Genomic DNA, 26,023 nt, shown 5'->3' on the forward strand with positions numbered 1-26,023 from the left:
CGGGGGCGCAAGAATTGGGCAGTTTGGTGGTGAGGAAGGATTGGCGCGATCGCGGTTTGGGGACTTACCTCACTCAACATTTGATTGCACAGGCTACAGCACCTCTGTACTTAGAATGTTTGGGTTCCAGACTTGCAGCATTTTACACTCGCTTTGGGTTCGTACAAGCTCCATGGCAAGAGTTACCGCAGTCGCTTAAATTTAAATTCGGCTTGTCTCAATTAGCTAAAGTTTTTTTCAGAATTCCTGTCACTATTATGCAGGTATCAAACAAATGTTAAAGACTAGACATCTCCGAAAATTCTTGGGGTAGGCATCCAGCGAGCCCTTCACAGGCTGTTTAACAGATGTCTAATTTACGGATATTCCGGGTTTGGAGCTCCCGATTGTGTAAGTTGATGATTTACCTAGTCCTGTGTCACTGGGCGTAAGTGGCACAGCACTACGGCTGTTATCTAGCCGAAAAACTTTATAAAATCGTTGTTTGCCCGGTGAAAATTGTCCTGTGCCAATACCAGCACTCGAAAGTGGACAGGCGATCGCACCAAATACCTTAGACTCCTGGCAAATTAGTAAATGTAAAGCAAGTGAGTCACAACCCAGTCAAAAAAAGGCAACCGAAAAATAAAATATTTTCCTAGTCTCAGTAATGCGGAATCACTCAATCTCTAATGTAGCTAACAACATCCAACCTAGAGGTAAATACCACTAACTACCACACAACTAAATCCTTAATTCCATTCCTGGTAATTAGCAGATTTAGGACTTTGATAAACAGATTGGCAACTTTCTTAAGTATTTCAAAACTTATTTGAATTCTATCCTGAAAAAAGGAGGGAAAGCAAGAACAATGAAATATCAGGAATAAATAATCTCAACCCTGGAAATGCAGCCTTTCAAATTGCATACAAACAAAATTAGATCCTATATTAACACACAAGGAGTTACGGATATGTTCAACGTCGTAAAAGCTTTCGGTTCTATCTTTTCCGCTCAAAATTACAGCACTGCTAATAATATGTTAATCAACAACTACATCAATACCAATTTCCACTACTTCAACGAAGAAGCAGTAGTCGATGAATCAATTTACCCAAATCAAACTGGTCGCGTTCGTTTCCAAGGTAGCTGGTGGCCCGCACGGTGCGATCGCCAAATCACTTTAACACCAGGAGACACGGTTTTTGTCATCGGCGTTGACAACATCACTCTGTTAGTTTCCCTCGCACCCGCAGACTAAACGAGAAAGTAATCTAAACCTTTTCACTGTCAGAGTCCCGATTTCTTCAAGAAGTCGGGACTCTGACTATTTTGTTTTTTAGAGGACTGACTCACTATGCCTAGGGCTAGGGCAACCACGGGGGGATTGCCCCTACAAGAGCCTTGCAATTTGGGTAAAATATCCGCTTTATTTCTTAGCCCGCGGAGGCGGGCTTTGTTTGTGTAGTAGCGGTTTCAACCGCCGAATTATTACAATAAAATGGCATTTTTGAGAGCTTGCTTGTTGAGGCGATCGCCCATTGGAGATTCGCTTTCTGGGCTTGCTGCGGGTGTTTCTGATGCTTTGGCGATCGGCAGTAGCGGTTCCAGCAGTTTAGCTTGAGCTTCCTGAATTGAAGGATAATTTTCAGCCCAGGATGAAATCGTTTCGGAAAGGACATCGCTCTCATCAGATAAAGGTTCAATTAGCTGCGCTAGTTCAGTTAATTGTGTGGCCGAAAAGAGCGATCGCTGCTGAGTTAATAGTTCGATCAACGAGTCAATCTTTTGTTCGGGGATTGACATGGATTCGCGTTGGATTTTGTTAATCGTTTTCCGCACAAATTCTACAGACAAATCTAATAATTGGGCGATCGTCTCTAAATTCATGCCAAACGTGATCATCCGACGAATGGCTTCTAACTTCGCCTGCCGTTCACCTTGTTCGAGTCCTTGTTCGAGTCCTTGTTCGAGTCCTTCTTCTAAACCTTCTTGCTTGACTTCCTGATAAAATCGAGTTTGTCTGAGTTCGCTTAAATTTAGCATGGCGGCAATTTCCTCGCGGCTTTTTTGGGGGAGTTTGTAGACAATAATTGTTTCGATGAGGTTGATTAAATCCCGTAGAACGGTGGGATCGGACAACTGCTGTCGGGCCATGGCGATCGACTGGCGTGCTTGTTCTGCGGCTGTCTCTGCTGGCTCGATTACCAGTTTAACAATTTTGACTCCCAGCGAGCGATCGGCGGTTTCTGGCAATTCATCGAGGTAAATCCGTTGCACCCGCTGACTGGTTAGGAGTTCCTGAAATTGCAGCATCTGTTCGTGTTCGATGCGGCGGCTGGGATAGATAACAACGACGCGCCAAGGATTGACGGGTTTGTATTGTCGCAGATAGAGAAAGAGTTCGCCAAAGATGCGGTAGTACAAGTCTGGATCGGGTTGAAACTGAACTTCCGCCAAGTAAAATGGTTTTTCCGGTGCTTCGGTTGTGGGCAGAAATAAGCCATCGATGCGGAATGCGAGTTGTTTGATTTCGCGGGAGGTGAATTCATAGGCGGCGGCTTCGTCTGGGGAGCGATCGATCAGTTCAAAGAAGAAGCTGGGAAATTCCTGAAACAGGCTGTAGAAAATGGTGTCTGTTTTCATGAGTTGTCGATGGGAATCGAAGATTGGTATTATACCATGCCAAGAGAGGAATCATGACACAAGAACCCTTTATCGGGGAAATAGATTTTTAGGCTGGGCAACATTTTATGCTATTGTCAAACTTGATTTTTACAGGAAATTTCGGATAAAATGGTCGATAACAAAGATACTATAGAAGTGCCTTTACGACCTCTTGTTTGGATGGGAGACTCTCGCAAAAATATCCGCGAGTTTCCTAAAGAGGTACAAAAAGCCGTAGGTTATTCCCTACAACTGGTGCAAGCTGGGGAAACACCTTTGTCAGCCAAGCCCTTTAAAGGGGTGGAAAGCGGTGTGTATGAAATTGTCAAACGTTACGATACCGATACTTACAGGGCGGTTTATGCTGTGAAAATTGGTGAAACAATCTATGTGTTGCACGCTTTTCAAAAGAAATCAAAGCAAGGGATTAAAACCCCACAGGCTGATGTTGACTTAATTAAAAAACGCTATCAAAACGCACTAGCGAGGGAGGAAAAATTATGACAGAAGAAACCATTTTTGAAGAAAGCAGCGGTAATGTATTTGCTGACCTTGGATTGGCAGATGCTGACGAACTTTTTGCGCGGGGTAAAATCGGAATTCAGGTACTTCGTCTGTTGAAACAGCGCAACTTGGAACAGCGTGAAATGAGCGAGTTACTGGGCATTTCACAACCAGAAGTCTCTCATTTAATGAACGGAGAGTTTCAACGGTTCAGCGATGGCAAACTACTGCTTTTCCTCAAGCGACTCGATACGGAAATTACTTTACATCTTCGCCCTCGTCATGGGGGAAATCAATCTGCTGAAATTGCGATCTCGCTATAGGGGTTGATGAAAGCGGATGGTAATGTCGTTCGTGATTGTATCCGCACCTTCGTAAATGCGATCGCGCAAGAAGCGTGCGCGGCTAGCGCGATCGCGTTCTTCAATCGCAGACTTCAACCGCAACAACGCCCGAATCTTCGCCAGCAGATATTTCCGTTTAATCGGCTTGCAAATAAAATCATCGGCGCCACAATCTAGCCTATAAACTAAGCTGGATTATTTACTCTCTAGAGACCCCAGTATGGAACTTAAGAAGCAGTTTACTTTTTCAGGAATATTTAAGAAGTTTCACGAAGAAGATAATCAGCCGATACAAATTAATGACGCTAATATATATTGCCATGTAAACGGCAATATTTTGTTTGAAATGAACTCGCAAGTAAATCAAGATATTAGTCACAAAAGATTTTATGAATCTTCTCCCATTTATCAGTTGAAAGATGTGACAACAGAGCAACTAGATATTCTGCAATTCTGGGAACTCGATGGACTTGAAAGAGAGATGGTTCAACAACCATATGAGGGTGATTACGAGATTGAAGGCAAAACAGTTGAGGGATGGAAAATAAAGGCGATTATTGCTGATGTCAACTTTCAAGTCACGCTTGGGTTTGACAACTCTGAAAATATCGACCAAGAGGGTAAATCTCAAGTTAGACTTAGGGACTTGTACATTGATTACAATTTAGATTACTTAGAAGACGGAGGAACTCAAGAAATTGTGTATGGTCTTGCAAATATAGAAGTAAGACATAAATTTTCAGCTAAAATTGGAAACTTTGAAGCTGAAATGTGTATTGAGTCAGTTTCAACTAGAGAAAGCACAAATAAAAGTGGTATCTTAAGCGCAGAGATGACACTCATAAATATTCGTGAAAATGAACAAAATTCCTATGAGACTTATTCTGCTTGGCTTATATCTCTTCTTTCACTTGCATCGGGGAATTGCGTTGATAAAATATATATAATCAAGGCTGTGAGGCATGAGCATTTTCAGATAAAAAGTGAATACTGGTCAGGGAGAAAACTACATAGTGAAGCAAGGGGAATAACTGTTATACAATCACCTCATTTATATCTATTCATTCAGCAGTGCGCTCAAAAATTGGCATGGGAAACCTTCAGCGATAAAGGTGTAGGTTTAGCCTTGCGCTGGTACATTGATACATTTGTTAGCCCTATGGCTGAAGTGAATTTCTTACTTTTATGTACAGTTTTAGAATCCTTAAACAAAAAACATTCTAGCAATGCCAGTAAGAGGCTTCTTCCTAAGAATATTTACAAAAAAATAAGAGAAAAATTTTTAAAGGTTGTATCTGATTTCAGGGAAGGTATTGATAACCAATACGATCTTGATAAATATAATGTTTTTGCGCTTAAAGTTGAAAAGTCTTTTGCTAGTGGTTCATATAATCAGATAGGAGATTTACGAACTAGCCTAAAGGAAATGTTTAAGACTTATAGTGTGCCATATGAAGACTTATTTCCAGAATTAGAGTTCATAAAAATAAGAGACAAGATTGTTCATGAAGGATTTGGTGGAGTGGATGTAGCTCTTGAACTTCGCAAGTTGTCAAACCTAGTTGTGCGGGTATTTCTGGCAATTCTGGGGTATCAGGGTAATTATATGGAGTCTATAAAAATTGAGATAGATGATCCATTGGGACGAAGTAAACACGGATTGATTTGCAGGTCTTTTCCTTTTATTTCCTCTGAGGATAACACAGACCAGACTCATCATGATTAGCAAGACTAATTCGTAGTAAAACGCCAGCACATCGGCAATTATTGAACCTATTCCAGCAGTGTCAAGCGAATGTTAAATTTCAATTCCTCCGTTCCAAATAACGCACAGATGGCTGTAATCATGCAACAATTATTGTTGCAAATACTCCGCCGTACCACTGTTAAATGAGTATCAGGTTCGCTAGTGTGCCCGCGTAAGTCCTGTCTTATCTAATTTCGACATGGTTTATTTCAATAAACCCTGCCTTGAGTATGCTTAAATAAGCTTAGACACTTACTAACCAGATTTAAACCAGTGAACTTTCAATCAGTCATTGCCACCTTAAACAAATTCTGGAGCGATCGCGGCTGCCTGATCGCCCAATCCTACGACACAGAAAAAGGTGCAGGAACCATGAATCCCCACACTTTTCTCAGAGCAATTGGGCCAGAACCTTGGTCTGTCGCCTACGTCGAACCCTGTCGCCGCCCCACTGACGGACGTTATGGTGAAAATCCGAACCGCTTCCAACATTACTATCAATATCAAGTCCTAATTAAACCATCTCCTCCTAATATCCAAGAAATCTATTTAGACTCGCTGAGAGCATTAGGAATTAAACCAGAAGACCACGATATTCGCTTCGTAGAAGACAACTGGGAATCTCCGACTTTAGGAGCTTGGGGCGTGGGCTGGGAAGTCTGGCTCGACGGCATGGAAATCACGCAATTTACCTATTTTCAACAGTGCGGTAGCATTGATTGCCGCCCGGTATCCATTGAGATTACCTACGGACTGGAACGCCTCGCAATGTATCTGCAAGAAGTCGATGCGATGACTAAAATTCAGTGGAAAGATGGCATCACTTACGGTGACGTTCACCTGCAAGGGGAAATAGAACAGTGTACTTATAATTTTGAAGCTTCAAATCCTGAATTGCTGTTTACTCTATTTGGTTTGTACGAGCAAGAAGCCGAACAATTGACTAAGAAAGGATTGGTTTTGCCTAGTCTTGATTATGTGCTAAAATCTTCGCATACTTTCAATTTATTAGATGCTAGAGGTGTGATTTCAGTAACGGAAAGAACTCGCTACATTACCAAAATTCGTAACTTGGCGCGACGGGTGGCTCAGCTTTATTTGGAACAGCGCGAACATTTGGGTTTTCCTTTGGAAAAAGCTGTAAAGGTTTGAGCATGAAGAGGGGCGCGACACGGATACACCGATGAATTTAGTTGCGATCGCCCTGGAGTCATACCAATTTTATAGGTCCTTGCATAGAATTCCGATCCCCCCTAACCCCCCTTAATAAGGGGGGGACAAGATTCCGATCAAAGTCCCCCTTCTTAAGGGGGATTTAGGGGGATCGAAATATGTGAAACTTTTTGGGATTTTTAATTAATTCAATGCCTAATTATTCAGACAATAATACAGAAACAACTCCTCAATTGCGAGTTGATAATGTAAGTTTTAAAACACCGATCGCCTCCAGTTACTTGCTGGAAAATATATCCTTTGAGGTAACTGGGGGCGATCGCGTGGCGATTGTGGGCCCTTCTGGTGCGGGGAAAACTACCCTGTTGCGGCTGCTAAACCGACTTAGCAGCCCTACCAGTGGCTCGATTTATCTGGAAAATCAGGAATATCGACAAATAGGGGCGATCGAACTTCGCCGACAAATCACCCTTGTTATTCAAGAATCGAAGCTGTTGGGAATGTCGGTGCGAGAAGCACTCGCCTATCCTTTGAAGCTGCGCGGCGTGCATCCATCAAACATTGCAGAGAGAATTAGTGGGGCGATCGCACAATTGCACATACCCGAAGAATGGCTGACACGCACAGAATTGCAACTCTCAGTAGGCCAAAAACAACTGGTGGCGATCGCACGGGCGATCGTCCTCCAACCCAAAATCTTGCTCTTAGACGAGCCCACATCCGCCCTAGATGCCGGCAAATCCCACCACCTGATGCAGGTACTCACCGAGTTAACCAACAGCAAAATCACTATTTTAATGGTAAATCACCAATTAGAATTAGCCCAGGAATTTGCCACCAAAGTTTTATATTTACAGCGTGGTCAAATTCTGGAAAATGCTATTTCTACTCGGATGAATTGGGGGGAAATGCGGCAAAATTTAATCAAAGCAGAAGCGGAATCACAACAAGAATGGTGAATTTTCAATCAACGGTAGAAGATTGTTTAGTTGTTTCTAATGCTTCCTTTTCGGAACACTTATATTTATTCCGGTTGTATCGGAATGATTAAACCACAGAGGACACAGAGGACACAGAGAAAGAGAAGAGAGAAATAATAATTCCGATGTTAACGGATTTGATATTAAATATCACTTAAACTCTCTATTTTCTAGCCTAGAAAAGTGAGACCTACAGGAGGACTAAACGGATTTGTCATCGGAATCTGTTGCAGATTTAGATTCGCTCCGCCCTGAATTCGGGCTATTGTATCTCCCGATGTTTGAATTAATAAGTCTCCCCCTGATGGACGGATGGTAAGTTGATCGAAGCTTTCCACAAGTTGGAGATAATCTTTTCCTTTTTCAAAGTTGACAATCCTGGCCTCGCCACTTCCGGTATAGAAATCGACCCGGCTAATAAAACTAAGTCTGCCATTGGGAACAGCATCTCCAAGAACAAAGTAATCAGTACCAGAAGTGCCAATTAATGTATCGAATTCAGTGGTAGTCAGAACAGGGACTCTCGTACTCTCATCCAACTTCAAAGCGTCATACTTATTCTTATTAATCCCCAAGGGTGGATTAGGGCCAGCGAAAGCTACTTGAAATCCTGTAATTTGATTTTTTCCGGCTGTAAATCCCGTGACAATATCATTACCGTTAGTTCCCGTAAAAAATCCGTATCGAATTGGCTCAAATTGCCCAAATTTTAGATAATGTTCTCTACCAGTTTTCAAAGTTCCATTCGCCACAACTGCCGCAACATCTGGGTTGTCTGACAAGTAACGTGGTTCAAAGAAACTTGTCCCATACCTACCTTCTGTATTTCCGAATTTGATAAAGTGCTGAAAACCAGATTTAAAAGTTCCACTCTCGACGAAGGGAATTATATCGGGGTGGCGCTTTAAGTAAAAAACTTCGTCGTAGTCAGGTGATACTCGCGTGCGACCTTCTTCGTAACCAAACTGGATAAAGTGATCTAAGCCTGAAACAAACTGTCGATTTGGGTTGGTGGCAGTGCGAACAAAGGGTGCAATATCTTGATTTTGAGCTATATAGGTATCTTCATCAAAATACCGCGATATTTTTGTGAGGCCGGCGGCTTGACCGAATTTTTCAAAGTGTTCTATGCCGGATTTGATGATGCCTGCATCAATGGCTGGTTTCAGCCAAGGATAGGAGGCAAGGTAGTATTTTTCGTCAAAAATTGCGTAGTTAGCCATATTGTTTTTACCAAGGTTTTGATGAGTTTGTTTGTGAATACTAATTAGATTTTCATCAACTCGATCGCTGCTCAGGAATTTACATAATCAAGAGGCTATTAACAGGTTTTAAGTTCCTGGTAAATTATCAATTTTTGTAACAAATAATTGTTCCTAAATCTTGATGAGAAATTCATAATTTATATGTTTTTACCTCTGCTAATTCCTCTATCGCAAGTTTTATTTTTGCTACCAAATTTGTAAATTTTTTGCTGCTAGCTGGGTAGATTTGGGATTATTTCGCGATCGAACTCATAAATCATATAAACGTAAATATGTCAAGTAAATTTATGTAAAGAAGATTTGGAGTGTTTGCTCAAGGAATTTGTAAAAAAATGTAACTAAAAATTGCCCTAAATTTGTCGAATTGTGTCATGTGCAGGCTCAAATCACCTAATGGCAAGCGTTTTCTGGTAAAAATGCTTATGGGATAGAAAAATTCCCGATTCTGAAAAACAGCATCTTAAAGGAGCCTAACCGGATGTTCACTCACGTCAAGCCCACCATTCGCCACATCGTGCCGGAAAACTTGCAGGGGCGATCGCTCCTCAAGGTGGTCTATGTCGTACTCGAACCGCAGTATCAAAGCGCCCTGTCGGCGGCGGTTCGATCGATCAACAACAAAAATCCTAATCTGGCGATCGAAATCAGTGGCTACCTGATCGAGGAACTCCGCAGCCCGGAAAACTACGAAGCTTTCAAGCGGGATGTCGCTGATGCCAACATATTTATAGCCTCTCTAATTTTTATCGAAGATTTGGCCGAAAAAGTGGTAGAGGCGGTAGCGCCGCTGCGCGACAAACTGGATGTCGCCGTCGTCTTCCCGTCGATGCCGGGGGTGATGCGGCTCAATAAAATGGGCAGTTTCTCGATGGCACAATTGGGACAAAGCAAAAGTGCGATCGGCGAATTCATGAAAAAACGGAAGGAAAAATCCGGGAGTTCCTTCCAAGACGGAATGCTGAAACTGCTGCAAACTTTGCCGAAAGTGCTGAAATATTTGCCTATTGACAAAGCTCAAGATGCCCGCAACTTCATGCTGAGTTTCCAATATTGGCTGGGAGGTTCCCAAGAAAACTTGGAAAACTTCTTGCTGATGTTGTCACAAAAATATGTCTTCAAAGACTTGTCTAAGTCAACTTTCCAAGAACCAGTTGTTTACCTAGACATGGGAATTTGGCATCCTTTGGCACCGTCCATGTTTGAAGATGTCAAATCATATCTGAACTGGTTTAATGCCCGCACAGATATTTCTGCGGATCTCAAAGATCCCCTCGCACCTTGCATTGGTTTAGTCTTGCAACGCACTCACTTAGTGACAGGAGATGACGCGCACTATGTAGCAATGGTGCAGGAATTGGAGGCAATGGGCGCGCGCGTTATACCGATTTTTGCTGGCGGTTTGGACTTCTCGAAACCTGTTGAAACTTTCTTCTTGGAAGTTGTGGCGAAAGGTGTAACGCCTCTGCCAATTGTTGATGCGGTGGTTTCTCTGACTGGTTTTGCTTTGGTGGGTGGCCCGGCGAAGCAAGATCACCCAAAGGCGATCGAATCTTTGAAAAAATTAAATCGTCCTTACATGGTGGCTTTGCCGCTGGTTTTCCAAACTACTGAAGAATGGGAAGATAGCGATTTAGGTTTGCACCCGATTCAAGTTGCTTTGCAAGTGGCGATTCCTGAGTTGGATGGTGCGATCGAACCGATTATTGTGTCGGGACGTGATGGCGCAACTGGAAAGGCGATCGCGCTACAAGATCGAATTGAGACGATCGCCCAGCGTGCCATGAAGTGGGCAACGCTGCGTCGCAAACCAAAATTAGACAAGAAAGTTGCCATCACAGTTTTCAGTTTCCCTCCCGATAAAGGTAACGTTGGAACTGCCGCTTACCTGGACGTTTTTGGCTCGATTTACGAAGTATTGAAAGCCTTAAAAGGCAACGGCTACGACTTGCCAGAATTGCCAGATTCCGCCGAAAAACTGATGCAAGAAGTCATCCACGACGCAACAGCCCAATACCAAAGCCCGGAATTAAATGTTGCTTACCGGATGTCTGTAGCGGAGTATGAAGAATTCACTCCTTACTCGGAACGTTTGGAGGAAAATTGGGGGCCACCTCCGGGAAATTTGAACAGCGACGGACAAAATTTGCTGATTTACGGGAAACACTTCGGCAATGTGTTTATCGGAGTGCAACCTACTTTTGGATACGAAGGCGATCCGATGCGGTTGTTGTTCTCTCGTTCTGCTAGTCCGCACCACGGTTTTGCTGCTTACTACACGTATTTAGAGCGCATTTGGGGTGCAGATGCGGTGCTGCACTTTGGCACTCACGGTTCGCTAGAATTCATGCCTGGTAAGCAGATGGGAATGTCTGTGGATTGTTATCCTGACAGTTTGATCGGCAAGATTCCTAACCTCTATTATTACGCTGCTAATAATCCCAGTGAGGCAACAATTGCGAAGCGTCGCAGTTATGCTGAAACGATTAGCTATCTGACTCCTCCGGCGGAAAATGCTGGGTTGTATAAAGGTTTGCAGGAACTCAGCGAGTTGATTGCTTCTTATCAAACTTTGAAGGGTACTGGCCGCGGTGTGGCGATTGTGGATGCGATCGTTGAGAAGTGCCGTTTGGTGAATTTGGATAAGGATATCGCCTTACCTCCCGAACAAGAACGAGGGGTTGCTGCGGATATGACTGCGGAGGAACGAGACAATTTAGTTGGCTTGGTTTACCGCAAGTTGATGGAGATTGAGTCGCGGTTGTTACCTTGTGGTTTGCACGTTGTTGGGAAGCCACCGACTGCGGAAGAGGCGATCGCAACTCTGGTTAACATTGCTAATTTAGACCGGGAAGAAGACGGATTAGTCAGTTTGTCGCGGATTATTGCTCTAAGTTGCGATCGCAACATTGACGATATCTACACCAACAACGACAAAGGCATTTTAACCGATGTCGAATTGCTGCAAAACATCACCTTAGCCTGTCGAGATGCTGTCACCGCTTTAGTCAAAGAACAAACCGATGCTGATGGTAGAGTTTCCCTAGTTTCCAAGTTGAATTTCTTCAACATGGGCAAGAAAACACCTTGGATTGAATCCTTACACGCAGCGGGTTACAAAAAAGTCGATCCAGACCTAATTAAACCGCTGTTTGAGTATCTGGAATTCTGCTTAGAACAAGTTTGCGCCGACAACGAATTAGGCGCACTGTTGCGCGCGCTAGAGGGTGAATACATTACCCCCGGCCCAGGTGGCGATCCAATTCGCAACCCGGATGTTTTGCCGACTGGCAAGAATATGCACGCTTTGGACCCGCAGTCAATCCCGACGACGGGGGCGATTAAGTCTGCTAAGGTTGTAGTCGATCGGCTATTAGAAAGACAGCGCACCGATAACGGCGGAAATTACCCAGAAACCATCGCCGTTGTATTGTGGGGAACCGACAACATCAAGACTTACGGCGAATCCCTCGCCCAAGTAATGTGGATGGTGGGAGTGAAGCCAGTACCCGACGCTTTAGGCCGCGTTAATAAGCTGGAATTACTTTCATTAGAAGAGTTAGGACGGCCTCGAATCGACGTAGTAATCAACTGTTCCGGCGTATTCCGCGACTTGTTCATCAACCAAATGAATTTGTTAGATAAAGCCGTGAAAATGGCAGCGGAAGCCGACGAACCTTTAGAGATGAACTTCGTCCGCAAACACGCATTGAAACAAGCGGAAGAAATGGGAATCAACCTGCGCCAAGCAGCCACCCGCGTCTTTTCCAATGCTTCCGGTTCCTATTCATCTAACGTCAACTTGGCGGTAGAAAACAGCACATGGGAAAGCGAAGCTGAGTTGCAGGAAATGTACTTAACCCGCAAATCCTTCGCCTTTTCTTCCGACAATCCTGGAACAATGGAACAAGACAGACAGATTTTTGAGTCATCCTTGAAAACTGCTGATGTCACCTTCCAAAACTTGGATTCTGCGGAGATTTCGCTAACCGACGTGTCGCACTATTTCGACTCCGATCCAACTAAATTAATCGGCAGTTTGCGCGCAGATGGCAAGAAACCAACATCCTTCGTTGCTGATACAACAACAGCCAATGCCCAGGTACGGACGCTATCAGAAACCGTGCGTTTAGATTCGCGGACTAAGTTGTTGAATCCGAAGTGGTATGAGGGGATGTTGTCGCACGGATATGAAGGCGTGCGGGAGATTTCTAAGCGTCTGGTGAACACGACTGGATGGAGTGCGACTGCGGGCGCGGTGGATAATTGGGTGTATGAGGATGTGAACGGTACGTTTATCCAAGATGAGGAGATGCAGAAGCGTTTGCTGAATCTGAATCCTCATTCTTTCCGCAAGATTGTGAGCACTTTGCTTGAGGTGAATGGCCGGGGTTATTGGGAGACTTCGGAGAGTAATTTGGATCGTCTGCGTGAGTTGTATCAGGAGGTGGAAGATCGGATTGAGGGGGTAGAGTAAGGTTCCCGAATTAGTATAAAATGGTGTAGGGGGTCGCTTATACCCCTGCACTATTTTTAGACTACTAAAGCAAAGACTATAATGAAAATAATTAATGACTCAAATAAACAAAATCCTCACCAAGCTGATGCTTGGTGCATCTGATGCTAATTTTTCCTTTAGCGATTTATGTCAAATACTCCAGATTTTAGGATTTGAGGTAAGAATTAATGGCAGTCACCATATTTTCAGTAAGGAGGGACTCGCAGAAATTCTTAACCTCCAACCCCAAAAAGCAGATAAATCAAAAGCTAAAGCTTATCAAGTAAAGCAAGTTCGTGCAGTAATTTTGAAATATAAATTGGTTAACCAAGATGATCATGAAGTATGAAGTAATCATTTACTGGAGTGAGGAAGACCAGGCATTTATTGCGGAAGCACCAGAATTGCCAGGATGTGCTGCTGATGGTGAAACTTATCAAGAAGCACTCCAAAATATAGAGATTATTATGCAGGAGTGGATAGAAACGGCTAACGCAGTGGGTCATCCTATTCCACAACCGAAAGGTCGCTTGATCTTCGCATAAATACCGGATTAAGAAGGGATAGAATAGCTCAGTTTCTTATTTAAATAGGGTAAGGTTTACCTTACCCCTAAGTCAGAAAAAACTCACTATATATTCAAGTAAAAATAATATGGAACGGATTCAAGGTATGTGTTTATTGGAACTTTTGAAGCCTACACAGGATGAACATATTCTTGATGTGGGTTGTGGAAATGGGGAATTAACAAAACAGATTGCTATAAGGGCAGCTAGAGTAGTTGGTATTGACTGCCTTTCTTGTGAAGATATAGAATCGAATGAAGCAAATGGTTCTTATGAAAATTTAAAGTTTCAAGTAATGGACGCAACTAATTTAAAATTTAATGAAGAATTCGATGCTGTATTCTCACATCGTGTAATTCATCTTATAAAACCTCCAGAACAAGTGATATCTTCTGTTTGGAATGCACTTAAACCTGGCGGACGGTTTGTTGCAGAATTTTATGGACACGGTACTGCTAAAGAAATTATATTAGCTCTTCAAGAAGTTATGAGTCCTCAAAATTCTTCTTTTGATATTAATAAGGATTTTCCTTGGTACTTACCGACTCAAGAAGAATATTGCAATTTGCTGACAAGTCAAGGATTTACAGAAATTGTTAATGAGATTTTTCCAAAAAAGTTAGACTTAGAGTACGGAGTAGATATCCGTAGCTGGCTTGAACAGATACCATTCAATACTGAAATGTTTAATCATATAAATAAGGAAGCAATTTTTAAAAATGTTCAAAAGAAAGTTAGTGATCAACTCTTTAGAAATGACAAGTGGTTTGTGAACTACCAACATATCAGAATAGTTGCTAGAAAATCTTCTCAGTTATCCAATAACAACTAATTTTACTTCTTCTTCCATCCACTAATAGTCACCCACGTCCGATAAGCAGCGTTAATATCTCCCCTTTTCATGGCTTCTTTTGCATTCCACGCTGCTTTATATCCCCTATCTAGTTCTCTTTTGATGGACTTAGCTTCTCTGGGATCTACTGGATTATTTCTTAAGGCTTGCATAGCTCTTTCAAAGTTTAGCAATGCAGTGTCATAGTCTCCACGACGACCAGCATTAACTGCAATTTGCAGGTAGTTCCATATATACCTCATTCCCTTGACTCTCCCCCAAGCACTCCCTGCAAAAATATAAGGAGGGACACAAATATCATCACTGATGTGTCCAGCTAATCCAGCTAACTCTGAATAACAAGAGTCTCCTTCACTAGCAATTGCTGTAGTAGCGAAACCTAGTAATAAAGAAGCCAATAAAATAGGTGTAGTAAAGATTGTTTTCATTGAGTAATTACTTGGGAAATTGTTGTACTTTCACAACACTAAATGGGCGTGAGATAGAACCATAATTTGAAGTAGGCGGGCTATTTGGATTTTCAAATTGTATTGACTCTAAACGAATAAATCTTTGTTGCAAATTTAAAATTTCATAAATTGTTTCTCCTCTTTTTGCTCTAGGATCAGCATTACATTCAAAAACAATCTCATTGGTTGAAATAAAGCCTTTATACTTTCCACCATATTCTGCTTTCTGACAAGGGGACAAGGATAACGGTTTAAAGTTGTTTTTAGAATCAATAATCCTATAGCTGGTATCGGAATAAAAGCCATTAGAAAATTGTGATTCTTCAATCAAATATCTTGATTCAGTAGAGAAAGAGACTGGAGTGAGCAAAACAAGGGCTTCTGAGACTATTGGCAAATCTTTAATGATTTGACCAGAATCCTTCTGGATAATCATTCTTGCAGATACAGTTTTGCCTTTAAATGGCATACAGTATCTAGTTCTTGCAGGACCTCTTAAGCGACTGTCTGGCTGCCCTAACCTTCTGAGAACTACGTCATAATAAACAGAAGTTTTGCCGTCTGGTGAAATTAGACTCTGTGAGCGATATTTAATCTCCGTAGAACCTTGGCAGTTTTCCCCTCTTAAAATTCTCAAGACTAAATCGAAGGTATTTTCCTGAGCTAAAGTATTACCAATAATGCCCAAGCTCCATGTGCTGATGATTGCACCAACAATAGCTACTGATTTGAGGTATTTTCTCACAAAGGCTCTTTAAATTTTAGTTTCAGCAATTGCATTATATCTTATAGCGTTCTTAGAGAGATGACCTCACACTAGGTAAATTAAGATATCTCTCGCAGTTGACAATTATATCATTTTTTGATATCATACCTCAACACAAAATCCAACTTAACACAATTATTTACATAAAAATATATTTTTACAGCCATGATGACTTACAAAGGTTACAGTGCTAACATTGAAGTAGATTTAGAAGCGGAAATTCTTTTCGGGCGAGTCCTTGATATTAATGACGTAGTGACTTTTAAAGCACAAACTATTGAAGAAGCGCGCCAAAAATTCCAAAATTCGATCGATGATTATCTAGAGTTTTGCCAAGAATTGGGACAGGAACCCGATCGTTAAATGAATCCAACTATGTACACTCAACAACTTGAATTATTTGACTTATTCAATCCAAATTCTCTTAAAACTGTCCGATCGCAATTAACGTTCGTAGACTTATTTGCTGGGATTGGGGGCTTCAGAATTCCTCTACAAGAATTAGGCTGTAAATGTTTGGGCTATTCAGAAATTGATAAAAAAGCCATTCAAGTTTATCGAGATAATTTTATTAAAGATGCCAACTCAGATGAAGTATATTTAGGAGATATTACGAATCTAAGTCAATTTCATTTTGCCATAGATCTATTAGTGGGTGGTGTTCCCTGTCAACCTTGGTCGATTGCAGGTAAAATGCAAGGTTTGGACGACCCAAGAGGCAAGTTATGGACAGATGTATTTAGGGTAGTAAAAGCTAATCGTCCCAAAGCTTTTATATTTGAAAATGTCAAAGGGTTGACAGAACCAAGAAACATAAAAAGCTTGAAGTACATAATTGATAACTTGACATCATCTGGTTATGTTGTCAAATACGAAGTCCTAAATTCCTATGATTTTGGATTACCGCAAGATAGAGATAGAATGTTTATAGTTGGCATTAGGAATGACATAGAAAAATGCTGGGGATTTACATTTCCTAAACCTATCGATAGCGCTATAAAGCTTTATGATGTGATACCAGGGGTTCAGCGTAGCAATTTTCGGAAGCAAAAATTTTCACCAACGGTTTTATTTGATGGAAAAATACCGGGTTCCAGAGGCAGATTTCAAAAGCTAGATGAATTAAATGACTTTTTCTTATTTACTGATATTAGAGATGGACATACTGCAATCCATTCTTGGGATTTAATAGAAACAACTAGCAGGGAAAAATTAATTTGTCAAACGATTATGAAAAATCGGAGAAAAAATATTTATGGAGAAAAGGACGGTAATCCTTTAGAATTTAAAGTGTTAGCAACACTAATTTCTGAGTTGAAAAAAACAGAAATTGACAACTTAGTTGACAAGGAAATTTTGCGGAGTGTAGATGAGAAAGGCTATGATTTTGTGAATTCTAAAATTTCTTCAGGGATTAACGGAATTTCTAAAATTTTCTTACCTCATGCGGATGCGATCGCAACTTTAACCGCAACTGGAACTAGAGACTTTGTAGCAACAATCTCGATTCAATGTCAGGAACCAGTAGCATATAAGCAAAGTTTTATTAGGGAAATTTATGAAAAGAAAAACTTCCAACCTTTAACAGCACAGGATTACGCAAAATTGCAAGGATTTCCCGAATGGTTCAAGATTACTGAAAATGAAACTACAGCCAAACATCAATTGGGTAATGCTGTGTCAATTCCTGTGGTTTACCATTTAGCCAAAGCATTACTCGAAATTATTTTGTAATTGTGACTTAAAATATGACAGCTATTGGCACAAAACAACGAGAAATAATTAAAGGATATCTTGAAGGTTTTATTCAAGGTATTGTAGATGAATACAAAGGTCGGATTATTCACAAGTCAACTACTGGAATAGAGTATCTGTCGCGCAGTTCAACTAATGGAGAATTAAAACCTTTTCAAGCCGCGCTAATTCCAATAGAATTAATAAGAATTAATCAATTTGAGCGAGGTTTAAGTACCAGATTAGGAAACTCTATTGAAGAATGCGCTAAGTTAATTGCCCTGGAACATCATACGGTGGGATTGCAGTTTCGGGACGTAGATGTTTTGACAGTTCAAGACGATGGTAGAAAAGGTATGCCAGACACGGTTATACTCGATCGCGCAATGGATCTTCAGCGCGTTGTTTTTACACAAGACGAAGATTTTTTAGCCATAGCCAACCGTCGCCAGCAAGAGGAAGTCAATTTTTCTGGTGTCATCTATGCCCATCAACAAAAAGTAACTTTTGGTGATTGTATTCGTGACTTGGAAATTGTTGCTAAGGTGAGCGAACCTGAAGATTTTGTTAACCGCGTTCAGTACCTACCTTTATAACCAAATTCTTATTGGAATAGGGGTAAAATCTGCCTTACCCCTAACACAAAATTACTTCACCCTCGTCACATTTTTTGGCGGTTTTCGATCGTTGTGTTGTTCGCGCCAAGCGTCAATTATTTCTACAGTACACCCGGCAATCATTGACGCGACTGCGGCGACCATTACACTTTGTTGATAGTAAATAGTCACACCACTTGAAAAGCAAATAATTGCCATCTTGACCAGTAAAATTTGGGTAGCAAAAAACTGACGGCTAAAACGCATATTGTATGGTATAATATGCGTTTTAGATGCAGAACAGCTTAGTATACTATAGTATAGCTGTAGAAGGTTTCTCCAGCTAGAGGGAGTTTCTGGCGTTCAAGAGTATCAAGACAAACAGATAATCATGAACAGTTAATCAGGAAGGGCAGCCAATGTTAATGCTACTGTTTTATGTAGGAGATAACCTTTACGCGCTTGATAGTTCCCAGGTTGTGGAAGTTATACCCAGAGTTATCCTGAGAAAAACGCACCAAATGCCTGACTATGTTGGGGGTATGTTTCAATATCGATCGGCGATCGTACCAGTAATCGATCTTTGCTATTTAATTCGAGGCCAGCCCAGTTGCTCCTACTTGAGCACTCGAATTATCATGGTAAATTATTTTGGGAAGGATAACAGTAAGCGTTGTATCGGGTTGATGGCAGAACGAGTCACCGAAACATTAAATAAGCCGGATAGTGAGTTGATCGATGTAGCCACACAATTAGATGAAACTCATGGTTATTTAGGGGAAATGATTATGGATGAGAAGGGGATGATCCAACGCATTAGGTTAGAATCTTTGCTGTCAGATTCGCAGCAACAATATTTATTGGCAGGAAGGAATAATGACAGCAATAATACAAAACCAAATTGAGTCACTCCTAAAAGATCGGATTGGTTTGTCTGCAAGTATCCTTGGCTCTAAGGAAATTGGCAGAGCTGTAGAACAACGGATGACCGCCGAAAATTCCCCCAATCTACAAACTTATCTACAGCAATTGCAAATATCAGCGGAGGAACTCGAAGCACTGATTGAATTATTAATTGTCCCAGAAACTTGGTTTTTTCGAGATTGGGAACCCTTTGTTTTTTTAGAGCGTTACGTCAAATCTGAGTGGTTGCCAACCCAAAGTCACCGCATCTTGCGCGTGCTCAGCGTGCCCTGTTCTTCTGGGGAAGAACCTTATTCAATTGCTATGAGCCTGCTCCAGGCAGGTTTTACACCTAATCAGTTTCAAATTGATGCGGTTGATATTAGCAACTGCTCCTTAGATAAAGCTAGAAAAGCTGTGTATACCCAAAATTCATTTCGGGTAAATAACCTACAATTTCAGCAACTATATTTTACTAAATTAGGCAATAAATATCAGTTGTGCGACTTAGTAAAAAACGCCGTTAACTTCATGCACGGCAATCTAGTCGATCCCAATTTCATCACAGGAAAAAATCCTTACAATGTAATTTGGTGTCGTAACGTTTTAATTTATTTCGACGATGCAGCTAGAGAAAAAAGTATTCGGACTTTAAACGGATTATTGAAAAATCAAGGGCTACTATTTTTGGGGCACGCGGAAAAGATGCAAATGTTAGAATCCACATTTGTATCTGTACAACATCCTTTTGCTTTCGCCTACCGAAAGCAAGAAAATGATAGCGGCGGTTTAATAAATGGTGAAAAACTACTAATGAGACATCAGCCGTTAATATCTACCGGAGAGGTTAGTTTGTCGCGGCTCGATCGCCAAAATAAATCTCCTCTATTTAGTAGAAAAGATTCTCCAACTATCGCCCGACCAAACAATCCAACAGCCAATCGAGAAACCACACAATTGAAAACCATGCCTGTGAGCGTTCCAGCAACATCTGCCAGCAAAATAGCCAACGCTCAAAACTCAAGTCAATTGCCAGCAAGCCAGTTGGAAACTGCCCGTAAATTAGCCGATGGGGGACAGTTAAGCGCAGCAACCACAATGTGCGAAAATTATCTCAAGCAAAACTCTACCAGTGTTGAGTATTATATATTAATGGGAGAAATATATCAAGCTAAAGGGCTTGATGTTCAAGCAGAGCAATGCTTCCAAAAAGCGATTTATTTAGAACCCAATAACTATGACGCACTCCTGCATCTTACTTTACTCGCAGAACATCGCGGTGATACTGCTAGAGCAGCAGTCCTGCGGCAACGAATCCAACGCCTGCAAAAATAGCTGGAGTTGTAGGAGTAGCCGAAAAAATTTCGACAGGCGATTTAACTACCCGCGTACAGGCGACAGATGCTCAGGATGAGATTGGGAAATTAGAGACAGCCTTCCGCACCATGACTGAAAACCTGAGTTCTTTAATCCGCCAAGTTCAGCAATCCGGGATTCAAATTACCTCGTCTGCTACCCAAATCGCTGCATCTGGCAAGCAACTAGAAGCAACTATAACCGAACAGGTTGCCTCGACAAATCAGGTGGCCGCCACAGCGCGATCGATTGCTACCACTTCTGGACAACTGGTGAAGACGATGGATGAAGTTCAGAATTCATCGCACCTCACTTAGCCAATTGAATGAGGCGGCACAAGGTTTACGCATGGAAGTCTCTCGTTTTAAAGTGGCAAGTAACTAATTTCAATGTATGATGATCATGTTAAATGCTGAAAATTACCAAGGAGAAATACTAGAATGTTGAACCAAATGAATTTCAAGCAACGCCTGCTTCTTACTTATTCATTACCCGCTCTATTATTTGTAGTTTTAAGCGGCCTAGTATTTATAAGCACTCATCATACAAGGGAACTTTACGTGGAAACAAGAAGATCGCGGAATACGATTATAGAAACCAATGAAATGATTTTAAGAGCTTCGATGATGGCTCGGCAAGTTCGGGGCTATCTACTTGTGGGCAATGCTGAGGGTGCTTTAGAATCTTTTGAGAAACAAAAAAATCTGTTTCAGGAATCTACCAAGCGCGCCGAAATACTAATTAAAGATAATCCAAATCCACAACAACAAGAGAAATTTAGAAATATGCTTCAATTAGAAAGTCAATTTGAAGAGCTGTCGAAGAGAACTTTCCAATTGAAAGATCAAGGTAAGCAACAAGAAGCAGTAACTACATACCTGAAAGAATCGAAAAGCAACTTGGGACAATTCGACGCACTAAACCAAGAATTTGCCAAGATTGAAATAGACAAGTTGAACACAATAAGTGAGAATGTAGACAAGAATTTTAACTTAATAGAATTATCATCTCTAGCCATTATAGCTATAGCCCTGGTGCTAGCATATCTGATATTCGACCTAACAAATAACTTGAGTTCTTTAATTCTTCAAATTCAGCAATCTGGCATTAAAATCACCAGCTCTGCCACCCAAATTGCCGCATCAGGCAAGCAACTAGAGGCAACGATGACTGAACAGGCGGCCTCTACTAATGAGATGGCTGCCACAGTAAAGGAGATTGCTGCCACCTCTGGACAACTGGTGAAGACAATGGATGAAGTTGAGTACACATCGCAAGCGACGGCTCAGGGGACGGGTGAGAGCCAACAAGACCTGATCCACATGGAAAAAACTATGCGTATGTTAGCGGAGGCCACTAATACCATTTCATCAAAGCTGGGAACTATTAGCGATAAAGCTAACAGCATTAATAGCATTGTCACCACGATCACAAAAGTAGCGGATCAAACCAATTTGCTCTCACTTAACGCCGCAATTGAAGCAGAAAAAGCCGGAGAGTACGGAACGGGATTTGCTGTGGTTGCCCGTGAAATTCGCCGCCTCGCCGACCAAACAGCAGTCGCTACCTTAGACATTGAAACGATGGTAAAAGAGATGCAAGGCGCAGTTTCCACAGGGGTGATGGAAATGGATAAATTTACCAAAGATGTAGAACGAGGTGTAGAGGATGTTCGTACTATCGGCGGTAAATTAGATTCGATTATTGGGCAGGTGCAAACCCTAACCCCCCGTTTTCAACAAGTGAGTAGCAGCATGGAAGGACAGTCAGAGGGGGCACAGCAAATCAGTCAAGGCATGGTGCAATTGAGTGAAGCTTCTTCGCAAACGACTCAATCTCTACGCGAGATCAACAGTGCGATCAGGGAATTGAACGAAACGGCACAAGGCTTACGCGAGAGAATCTCTGGTTATAAAGTGGGTTAGAGTTGATGGTTCATAGTAAACTACTTTGGAATGGGACTTATGAGCAATGATTGCTGGAACCAAATAGGAGTTGAGGGCGATCGCTCCTGCGAACAACTAAAAACAGTAATTCATTGTCGGAACTGCCCCGTTTATTCTGCCGCCGGACGCAGTTTATTAGAAAGGGAAGCTCCGCCAGAGTATGTAAAAGAGTGGACTGAGATACTAGCAAAAACTCCGTCCGATCATTCTCTAGCACAAACTAACGGGGCGATCGTCGTTTCTGGAGAAACCATATCAGTCATGATATTTCTGCTAGGCGGCGAATGGTTAGCTTTACCAGTACGGTTGCTTCAAGAAGTGACAGAACCCTGTGTAATTCATACCCTACCCCACCGCAACAACGAACTGTTTATGGGTTTGGTCAACATTAGAGGAGAAATTCTAATGTGCGTTTCTCTGGGCCATCTCCTTGACTTAGAAGATCACGCTAACTCTTCAGATCGTGCCAGTTCTGTTGCTGCTAAACGGATGATAGTTATGGCAAGTGGAGACAATCGCTGGGTTTTTATCGTGGACGAAGTTTGCGGTCTTCATCGCTTCCCGCTCAGGGAATTAGAAAATACACCTGTAGTGATTTCAAAAGCCTCAGAAACTTATACAAAAGGGGTGGTTCGCTGGCAGGGGCATAAGGTTAATTACATAGATTCTGATTTATTATTTTACACCTTAAACAAAAGAATATTATGACAGATCAGAGGGAGGATGCGATGAACGACATCACGATGCTAGATGTATTCCGGCAGGAAGTGGAAGCCCAAGCAGCAATACTAAATCAGGGGCTTCTCTCCCTGGAAAGCGAACCCCAGTCTCGCCAAATTCTAGAGTCATTAATGCGTGTCGCTAATGCAATTCAAGGAACGGCTCGGCTCGTAGAAATCGATGATGCTATTAATCTGGCTCAGAGCATAGAGATCTGCCTCGATCGTGCTCAAAAGCAAAGCTTTACTCTGGGTGCGGGTGAGATTGACGTGCTGCTGCAAGGTGTAAATTTACTCCTAAATATCAGCAGAGTCAAGGAAGACGATTTAGACAGTTGGCTTTCAGAAAATCAAGATAACATCGAAACCGTTACCAACAGTGTTGCTACCTTACTGACACCAGAATCTGTATTAGTTTCTCAGCCAAGAGTAGAGTTGAAAAGTTGGCAGGGAAAGCCAGAAACTCCCACTGTAGAAGTAAGATTAGAAGATGATTTAAATAGCCCCAAAATATCGGTTGGGCCAAACCAATCAGCTAGAGATTTGAACTCGCTTGCTCGTGCAGCAGTGACCACCGAGGTGTCGCCAACCACGATCGCAAACCGTCAAGATTATCCAGAATCAGATGAGATGTCAACCATCGGCGACACCTCAATGTTGGAGTTATTCAAGCTGGAAGTAGACGCCCAAGCAGCTATTTTAAGTGAGGGACTCTTAGCCCTGGAAAGCCAACCAGGGTCTCCCAAAGTCTTAGAGTCGTTAATGCGAGCCGCCCATTCCGTTAAAGGAGCCGCCCGCATCGTGGCCCTCGATGCTGCGGTTAATTTGGCTCACGTTATGGAAGATTGTTTTGTAGCAGCACAGAACCAAAAAATTACCCTAGAAGCCGATGGAGTTGACGTGTTGCTGCATGGAGTCGATCTGCTGCTAAACATCAGTCAGCAAGGGCAAAGTTGGGTTAAGGAAAATCGGGACGATGTTGAAACTACTAGAGAGGAAATTTCTGCTCTGCTGACACCGGGATCTGCACCAGTGAAAAGAGCCGAAATCTTGCCATCTAATCAGGAAACTCAGGCACAATCTACTCCTGTGCAAAAACCGGAAATCGTGCTCAGCGCTCCCGGTACTATCCAAACACAACCAAATGGTCAGAATAACTTAGGTGAAACTCAATCAATTGTTAAGCAAACATCTAGCGATGTAGAGCAAGTCAAACCGGGAGCAGAACAGGGAGGGGCCTCTAGCGATCGCGTTGTCCGGGTAAGCGCCGACAACTTAAACCGGATCATGGGTTTGGCTGGCGAATCTTTGATCGAAGCAAATTGGCTTCAGCCCTTTGCCGATTCCCTGACGATCCTCAAAAAACGCCAACTAGAATTATCTAAAATTTTAGATAATTTTCAGCAAACTCTCGCAGTCAAGCACAATCAAGAAGCCGCAAACTATTTAGAAGGAGCCCGCGCAAAGGAGCGGGAATGTCGGCAGATTTTGAGCGATCGCCTGATCGAACTAGAATTATATGCCCGTCGCACCGGCAGTCTGAGCGATCGCCTCTACCAGGAAGTAATTGCCTCTAATATGCGTCCCTTCGCCGATGGGGTGCAGGGGTTTCCTCGGATGATGCGCGATTTAGCCAGGAAGCTGAATAAGCAAGTAAAATTTCAAATTTTCGGCAAAGGCACGCCTGTCGATCGGGATATTATCAAAAAACTGGAAGCCCCCCTCACCCACATTTTGCGTAACTCCATCGATCACGGCTTGGAGCTTCCCGAAGAGCGCCTCGTCGCCGGCAAACCAGCAGAAGGAACCGTGCGGCTAGAAGCAGTCCACCGAGGAGGAATGCTATCGATTACCATCACTGACGATGGTAGAGGAATTAACTTTGACTGGCTGCGCGGAAAAATTATTAATAAGAACCTGGCAACCCCGGAAATAGTAGCTCAGCTTAACGAAGCCGAACTGATGGAATTTCTATTTTTACCAGGATTTTCAACAGCCCAACAAGTCACCGAAATTTCCGGCCGCGGCGTGGGTTTAGATATTGCTAAAAGCATGGCGCACGAAGTTGGCGGCACCGTGCGAGCTAGTTCTAATCTGGGAAAAGGTACGACTTTCCACTTCCAATTACCCTTGACGCTATCCGTTGTTCGCACCCTGTTAGTAGAAATATCTGGCGAACCCTATGCCTTTCCTCTGGCGCGGATCGAGCAAATTGTCAATGTGGACAAAAAAGAGATTGCCTCAGTGGAAAATCGCCAATATTTCACTATGAACAATAAGAATATCGGCTTAGTAGCTGCCTATCAAGTATTAGAATTGAAGCAACCTCCGCCCCATTCCGACACCTTGTCTGTCGTCGTCATCAGCGAACAATCAGACTATTACGGACTGGTGGTCGATCGCTTTTTGGGCGAACACGATTTGGTGGTAAGACCCTTAGATCCCCGATTGGGTAAAGTTCAGGATATTAGTGCTGCTGCTTTGATGGGAGACGGTTCTCCTATCCTGATTGTCGATGCTTCTGACTTGATGCGTTCTGTCGATAATCTGCTTAATAACAGCCACTTGAACCGTGTTATTAGCAGTTCTCATAAAAGTTCTGTAGACGACCGCAAGAGTATTCTGGTGGTGGATGATTCTATTACCGTGCGAGAAATGGAACGGAAGTTGCTACAAAATAAAGGTTACAATGTTGATGTTGCGGTAGATGGCATGGAAGGTTGGCACGCAGTTTCCACAAATCACTACGATTTGGTAGTTAGTGATGTTGATATGCCCCGCATGAACGGAATTGAGTTTACCAGTAAGATTAAAAATAATCCCAAACTGAGTTCGATTCCGGTGATTATTGTCTCCTACAAAGACCGTGAAGAAGACCGCATTCGTGGCTTAGAAGCTGGAGCTAATTATTACTTAACCAAAGCAAGTTTTCAGGACGATACATTAGTAAACGCCGTGTACGACTTGATTGGTAATTAGTC

26 protein-coding genes are annotated in these 26,023 nt (G+C 42.3%); 20 read left to right on the forward strand and 6 right to left on the reverse strand.

Annotated elements, in window-relative coordinates; genetic code table 11:
• Both AAFP11_RS10720 and AAFP11_RS10725 read left to right on the forward strand, forming a co-directional pair.
• Positions 1 to 281: GNAT family N-acetyltransferase (locus AAFP11_RS10720; protein WP_341737048.1), on the forward strand; the 281-nt coding region annotated here is incomplete at its 5' end.
• A gap of 671 nt (positions 282 to 952) precedes the next feature.
• Positions 953 to 1,240, forward strand: coding sequence for an NfeD family protein (locus AAFP11_RS10725; protein ID WP_340523812.1), 288 nt, complete (start codon positions 953 to 955; stop codon positions 1,238 to 1,240).
• A gap of 230 nt (positions 1,241 to 1,470) precedes the next feature.
• Here the strand turns inward: AAFP11_RS10725 and AAFP11_RS10730 are convergent, their stop codons facing one another.
• On the reverse strand, positions 1,471 to 2,625 hold the full coding sequence (locus AAFP11_RS10730; RefSeq protein WP_341737049.1) for an Rpn family recombination-promoting nuclease/putative transposase: 1,155 nt from the start codon (positions 2,623 to 2,625) through the stop codon (positions 1,471 to 1,473).
• 150 nt (positions 2,626 to 2,775) lie between these two features.
• Here AAFP11_RS10730 and AAFP11_RS10735 point away from each other — a divergent pair, with 150 nt between their 5' ends.
• Both AAFP11_RS10735 and AAFP11_RS10740 read left to right on the forward strand, forming a co-directional pair.
• The gene (locus AAFP11_RS10735; protein ID WP_341737050.1) at positions 2,776 to 3,150 is read left to right on the forward strand and encodes a type II toxin-antitoxin system RelE/ParE family toxin; all 375 of its coding nucleotides are present in this window, start codon (positions 2,776 to 2,778) and stop codon (positions 3,148 to 3,150) included.
• Positions 3,147 to 3,473: an XRE family transcriptional regulator gene (locus AAFP11_RS10740; protein ID WP_341737051.1), complete on the forward strand. Its 327-nt coding sequence runs from the start codon at positions 3,147 to 3,149 to the stop codon at positions 3,471 to 3,473. Before AAFP11_RS10735 ends, AAFP11_RS10740 begins: the two co-directional genes overlap by 4 nt.
• On the opposite strand, the gene AAFP11_RS10745 is transcribed toward AAFP11_RS10740, so the two are convergent.
• On the reverse strand, positions 3,468 to 3,590 hold the full coding sequence (locus AAFP11_RS10745) for a hypothetical protein (protein WP_341737052.1): 123 nt from the start codon (positions 3,588 to 3,590) through the stop codon (positions 3,468 to 3,470). The two genes, AAFP11_RS10740 and AAFP11_RS10745, sit on opposite strands and share 6 nt — an antisense overlap.
• Before the next feature lie 124 nt (positions 3,591 to 3,714).
• Here AAFP11_RS10745 and AAFP11_RS10750 point away from each other — a divergent pair, with 124 nt between their 5' ends.
• The 3 genes from AAFP11_RS10750 to AAFP11_RS10760 all read left to right on the forward strand — a co-directional run bounded on the left by AAFP11_RS10750 (position 3,715) and on the right by AAFP11_RS10760 (position 7,373).
• Entirely contained in the window at positions 3,715 to 5,220 is a 1,506-nt protein-coding gene (locus AAFP11_RS10750; protein WP_341737053.1) for a hypothetical protein, read from the forward strand.
• Between the two features lie 294 nt (positions 5,221 to 5,514).
• The gene (gene glyQ, locus AAFP11_RS10755; RefSeq protein ID WP_341737054.1) at positions 5,515 to 6,393 is read left to right on the forward strand and encodes a glycine--tRNA ligase subunit alpha; all 879 of its coding nucleotides are present in this window, start codon (positions 5,515 to 5,517) and stop codon (positions 6,391 to 6,393) included.
• A 212-nt stretch (positions 6,394 to 6,605) separates the two neighbouring features.
• The gene (locus tag AAFP11_RS10760) at positions 6,606 to 7,373 is read left to right on the forward strand and encodes an ATP-binding cassette domain-containing protein (protein ID WP_341737055.1); all 768 of its coding nucleotides are present in this window, start codon (positions 6,606 to 6,608) and stop codon (positions 7,371 to 7,373) included.
• Between the two features lie 191 nt (positions 7,374 to 7,564).
• Here AAFP11_RS10760 and AAFP11_RS10765 read toward each other — a convergent pair whose 3' ends face one another.
• Complete coding sequence (locus tag AAFP11_RS10765) at positions 7,565 to 8,617, reverse strand: calcium-binding protein (protein WP_341737056.1); 1,053 nt, start codon at positions 8,615 to 8,617, stop codon at positions 7,565 to 7,567.
• Positions 8,618 to 9,137: 520 nt separating this feature from the next.
• Between AAFP11_RS10765 and AAFP11_RS10770 the strand changes: the two genes are divergently transcribed.
• The 4 genes from AAFP11_RS10770 to AAFP11_RS10785 all read left to right on the forward strand — a co-directional run bounded on the left by AAFP11_RS10770 (position 9,138) and on the right by AAFP11_RS10785 (position 14,552).
• Entirely contained in the window at positions 9,138 to 13,133 is a 3,996-nt protein-coding gene (locus AAFP11_RS10770) for a magnesium chelatase subunit H (protein WP_341737057.1), read from the forward strand.
• A gap of 94 nt (positions 13,134 to 13,227) precedes the next feature.
• On the forward strand, positions 13,228 to 13,503 hold the full coding sequence (locus tag AAFP11_RS10775) for a type II toxin-antitoxin system HicA family toxin (RefSeq protein ID WP_341737058.1): 276 nt from the start codon (positions 13,228 to 13,230) through the stop codon (positions 13,501 to 13,503).
• Positions 13,493 to 13,699, forward strand: a complete 207-nt coding sequence (locus tag AAFP11_RS10780) for a type II toxin-antitoxin system HicB family antitoxin (RefSeq protein ID WP_341737059.1) — start codon at positions 13,493 to 13,495, stop codon at positions 13,697 to 13,699. The genes AAFP11_RS10775 and AAFP11_RS10780 overlap by 11 nt, the downstream gene beginning before the upstream one ends.
• Positions 13,700 to 13,787: 88 nt before the next feature.
• A complete protein-coding gene (locus AAFP11_RS10785; RefSeq protein WP_341737144.1) occupies positions 13,788 to 14,552 on the forward strand; it encodes a class I SAM-dependent methyltransferase in 765 nt (254 codons plus the stop codon).
• 2 nt (positions 14,553 to 14,554) lie between these two features.
• Here the strand turns inward: AAFP11_RS10785 and AAFP11_RS10790 are convergent, their stop codons facing one another.
• Together AAFP11_RS10790 and AAFP11_RS10795 are read right to left on the reverse strand one after the other, a co-directional pair.
• Positions 14,555 to 15,001, reverse strand: coding sequence for a hypothetical protein (locus AAFP11_RS10790; RefSeq protein ID WP_341737060.1), 447 nt, complete (start codon positions 14,999 to 15,001; stop codon positions 14,555 to 14,557).
• A 7-nt stretch (positions 15,002 to 15,008) separates the two neighbouring features.
• Positions 15,009 to 15,767, reverse strand: coding sequence for a hypothetical protein (locus AAFP11_RS10795; RefSeq protein ID WP_341737061.1), 759 nt, complete (start codon positions 15,765 to 15,767; stop codon positions 15,009 to 15,011).
• A gap of 186 nt (positions 15,768 to 15,953) precedes the next feature.
• Between AAFP11_RS10795 and AAFP11_RS10800 the strand changes: the two genes are divergently transcribed.
• Genes AAFP11_RS10800 through AAFP11_RS10810 form a run of 3 tightly spaced genes read left to right on the forward strand, consistent with a single transcriptional unit; the run spans position 15,954 to position 18,118 of the window.
• Positions 15,954 to 16,151, forward strand: coding sequence for a type II toxin-antitoxin system HicB family antitoxin (locus tag AAFP11_RS10800; RefSeq protein WP_341737062.1), 198 nt, complete (start codon positions 15,954 to 15,956; stop codon positions 16,149 to 16,151).
• Positions 16,152 to 17,522 carry a DNA (cytosine-5-)-methyltransferase gene (gene dcm, locus AAFP11_RS10805; RefSeq protein ID WP_341737063.1) on the forward strand — a complete coding sequence of 457 codons (1,371 nt, stop codon included), beginning with the start codon at positions 16,152 to 16,154 and terminating at the stop codon, positions 17,520 to 17,522. It begins immediately after the preceding gene.
• A 14-nt stretch (positions 17,523 to 17,536) separates the two neighbouring features.
• Positions 17,537 to 18,118 carry a TdeIII family type II restriction endonuclease gene (locus AAFP11_RS10810; protein ID WP_341737064.1) on the forward strand — a complete coding sequence of 194 codons (582 nt, stop codon included), beginning with the start codon at positions 17,537 to 17,539 and terminating at the stop codon, positions 18,116 to 18,118.
• A 51-nt stretch (positions 18,119 to 18,169) separates the two neighbouring features.
• Here AAFP11_RS10810 and AAFP11_RS10815 read toward each other — a convergent pair whose 3' ends face one another.
• Complete coding sequence (locus tag AAFP11_RS10815; protein WP_341737065.1) at positions 18,170 to 18,385, reverse strand: hypothetical protein; 216 nt, start codon at positions 18,383 to 18,385, stop codon at positions 18,170 to 18,172.
• A gap of 152 nt (positions 18,386 to 18,537) precedes the next feature.
• Here AAFP11_RS10815 and AAFP11_RS10820 point away from each other — a divergent pair, with 152 nt between their 5' ends.
• From AAFP11_RS10820 to AAFP11_RS10845, 6 genes are all read left to right on the forward strand, one after another.
• Positions 18,538 to 19,023, forward strand: coding sequence for a chemotaxis protein CheW (locus AAFP11_RS10820; protein WP_341737066.1), 486 nt, complete (start codon positions 18,538 to 18,540; stop codon positions 19,021 to 19,023).
• On the forward strand, positions 18,995 to 20,356 hold the full coding sequence (locus AAFP11_RS10825; protein WP_341737067.1) for a CheR family methyltransferase: 1,362 nt from the start codon (positions 18,995 to 18,997) through the stop codon (positions 20,354 to 20,356). Before AAFP11_RS10820 ends, AAFP11_RS10825 begins: the two co-directional genes overlap by 29 nt.
• Entirely contained in the window at positions 20,353 to 20,694 is a 342-nt protein-coding gene (locus AAFP11_RS10830) for a HAMP domain-containing protein (protein ID WP_341737145.1), read from the forward strand. Before AAFP11_RS10825 ends, AAFP11_RS10830 begins: the two co-directional genes overlap by 4 nt.
• Before the next feature lie 123 nt (positions 20,695 to 20,817).
• Positions 20,818 to 22,302 carry a methyl-accepting chemotaxis protein gene (locus AAFP11_RS10835; RefSeq protein ID WP_341737068.1) on the forward strand — a complete coding sequence of 495 codons (1,485 nt, stop codon included), beginning with the start codon at positions 20,818 to 20,820 and terminating at the stop codon, positions 22,300 to 22,302.
• Between the two features lie 39 nt (positions 22,303 to 22,341).
• Entirely contained in the window at positions 22,342 to 23,031 is a 690-nt protein-coding gene (locus AAFP11_RS10840) for a chemotaxis protein CheW (RefSeq protein WP_341737069.1), read from the forward strand.
• On the forward strand, positions 23,028 to 26,021 hold the full coding sequence (locus AAFP11_RS10845) for a hybrid sensor histidine kinase/response regulator (RefSeq protein WP_341737070.1): 2,994 nt from the start codon (positions 23,028 to 23,030) through the stop codon (positions 26,019 to 26,021). Before AAFP11_RS10840 ends, AAFP11_RS10845 begins: the two co-directional genes overlap by 4 nt.
• Positions 26,022 to 26,023: the final 2 nt, after the last annotated feature.

Source organism: Microcoleus sp. CAWBG640 (genome assembly GCF_020883015.1).
In the GTDB taxonomy this organism is placed as follows: Bacteria; Cyanobacteriota; Cyanobacteriia; order Cyanobacteriales; family Microcoleaceae; genus Microcoleus; species Microcoleus anatoxicus.

Bases quoted from the DNA above. Each gene is read 5' to 3' on its own strand.
- AAFP11_RS10800 (WP_341737062.1), top strand. From the start codon at position 15,954: ATGATGACTTACAAAGGTTACAGTGCTAACATTGAAGTAGATTTAGAA.
- AAFP11_RS10790 (WP_341737060.1), bottom strand. From the start codon at position 15,001: ATGAAAACAATCTTTACTACACCTATTTTATTGGCTTCTTTATTACTA.
- AAFP11_RS10820 (WP_341737066.1), top strand. From the start codon at position 18,538: ATGTTAATGCTACTGTTTTATGTAGGAGATAACCTTTACGCGCTTGAT.
- AAFP11_RS10765 (WP_341737056.1), bottom strand. From the start codon at position 8,617: ATGGCTAACTACGCAATTTTTGACGAAAAATACTACCTTGCCTCCTAT.
- AAFP11_RS10780 (WP_341737059.1), top strand. From the start codon at position 13,493: ATGAAGTATGAAGTAATCATTTACTGGAGTGAGGAAGACCAGGCATTT.
- dcm (WP_341737063.1), top strand. From the start codon at position 16,152: ATGAATCCAACTATGTACACTCAACAACTTGAATTATTTGACTTATTC.
- AAFP11_RS10825 (WP_341737067.1), top strand. From the start codon at position 18,995: ATGACAGCAATAATACAAAACCAAATTGAGTCACTCCTAAAAGATCGG.
- AAFP11_RS10845 (WP_341737070.1), top strand. From the start codon at position 23,028: ATGACAGATCAGAGGGAGGATGCGATGAACGACATCACGATGCTAGAT.
- AAFP11_RS10725 (WP_340523812.1), top strand. From the start codon at position 953: ATGTTCAACGTCGTAAAAGCTTTCGGTTCTATCTTTTCCGCTCAAAAT.
- AAFP11_RS10835 (WP_341737068.1), top strand. From the start codon at position 20,818: ATGTTGAACCAAATGAATTTCAAGCAACGCCTGCTTCTTACTTATTCA.
- AAFP11_RS10730 (WP_341737049.1), bottom strand. From the start codon at position 2,625: ATGAAAACAGACACCATTTTCTACAGCCTGTTTCAGGAATTTCCCAGC.
- AAFP11_RS10750 (WP_341737053.1), top strand. From the start codon at position 3,715: ATGGAACTTAAGAAGCAGTTTACTTTTTCAGGAATATTTAAGAAGTTT.
- AAFP11_RS10810 (WP_341737064.1), top strand. From the start codon at position 17,537: ATGACAGCTATTGGCACAAAACAACGAGAAATAATTAAAGGATATCTT.
- AAFP11_RS10840 (WP_341737069.1), top strand. From the start codon at position 22,342: ATGAGCAATGATTGCTGGAACCAAATAGGAGTTGAGGGCGATCGCTCC.
- AAFP11_RS10740 (WP_341737051.1), top strand. From the start codon at position 3,147: ATGACAGAAGAAACCATTTTTGAAGAAAGCAGCGGTAATGTATTTGCT.
- AAFP11_RS10770 (WP_341737057.1), top strand. From the start codon at position 9,138: ATGTTCACTCACGTCAAGCCCACCATTCGCCACATCGTGCCGGAAAAC.
- AAFP11_RS10735 (WP_341737050.1), top strand. From the start codon at position 2,776: ATGGTCGATAACAAAGATACTATAGAAGTGCCTTTACGACCTCTTGTT.
- AAFP11_RS10775 (WP_341737058.1), top strand. From the start codon at position 13,228: ATGACTCAAATAAACAAAATCCTCACCAAGCTGATGCTTGGTGCATCT.
- AAFP11_RS10815 (WP_341737065.1), bottom strand. From the start codon at position 18,385: ATGCGTTTTAGCCGTCAGTTTTTTGCTACCCAAATTTTACTGGTCAAG.
- AAFP11_RS10760 (WP_341737055.1), top strand. From the start codon at position 6,606: ATGCCTAATTATTCAGACAATAATACAGAAACAACTCCTCAATTGCGA.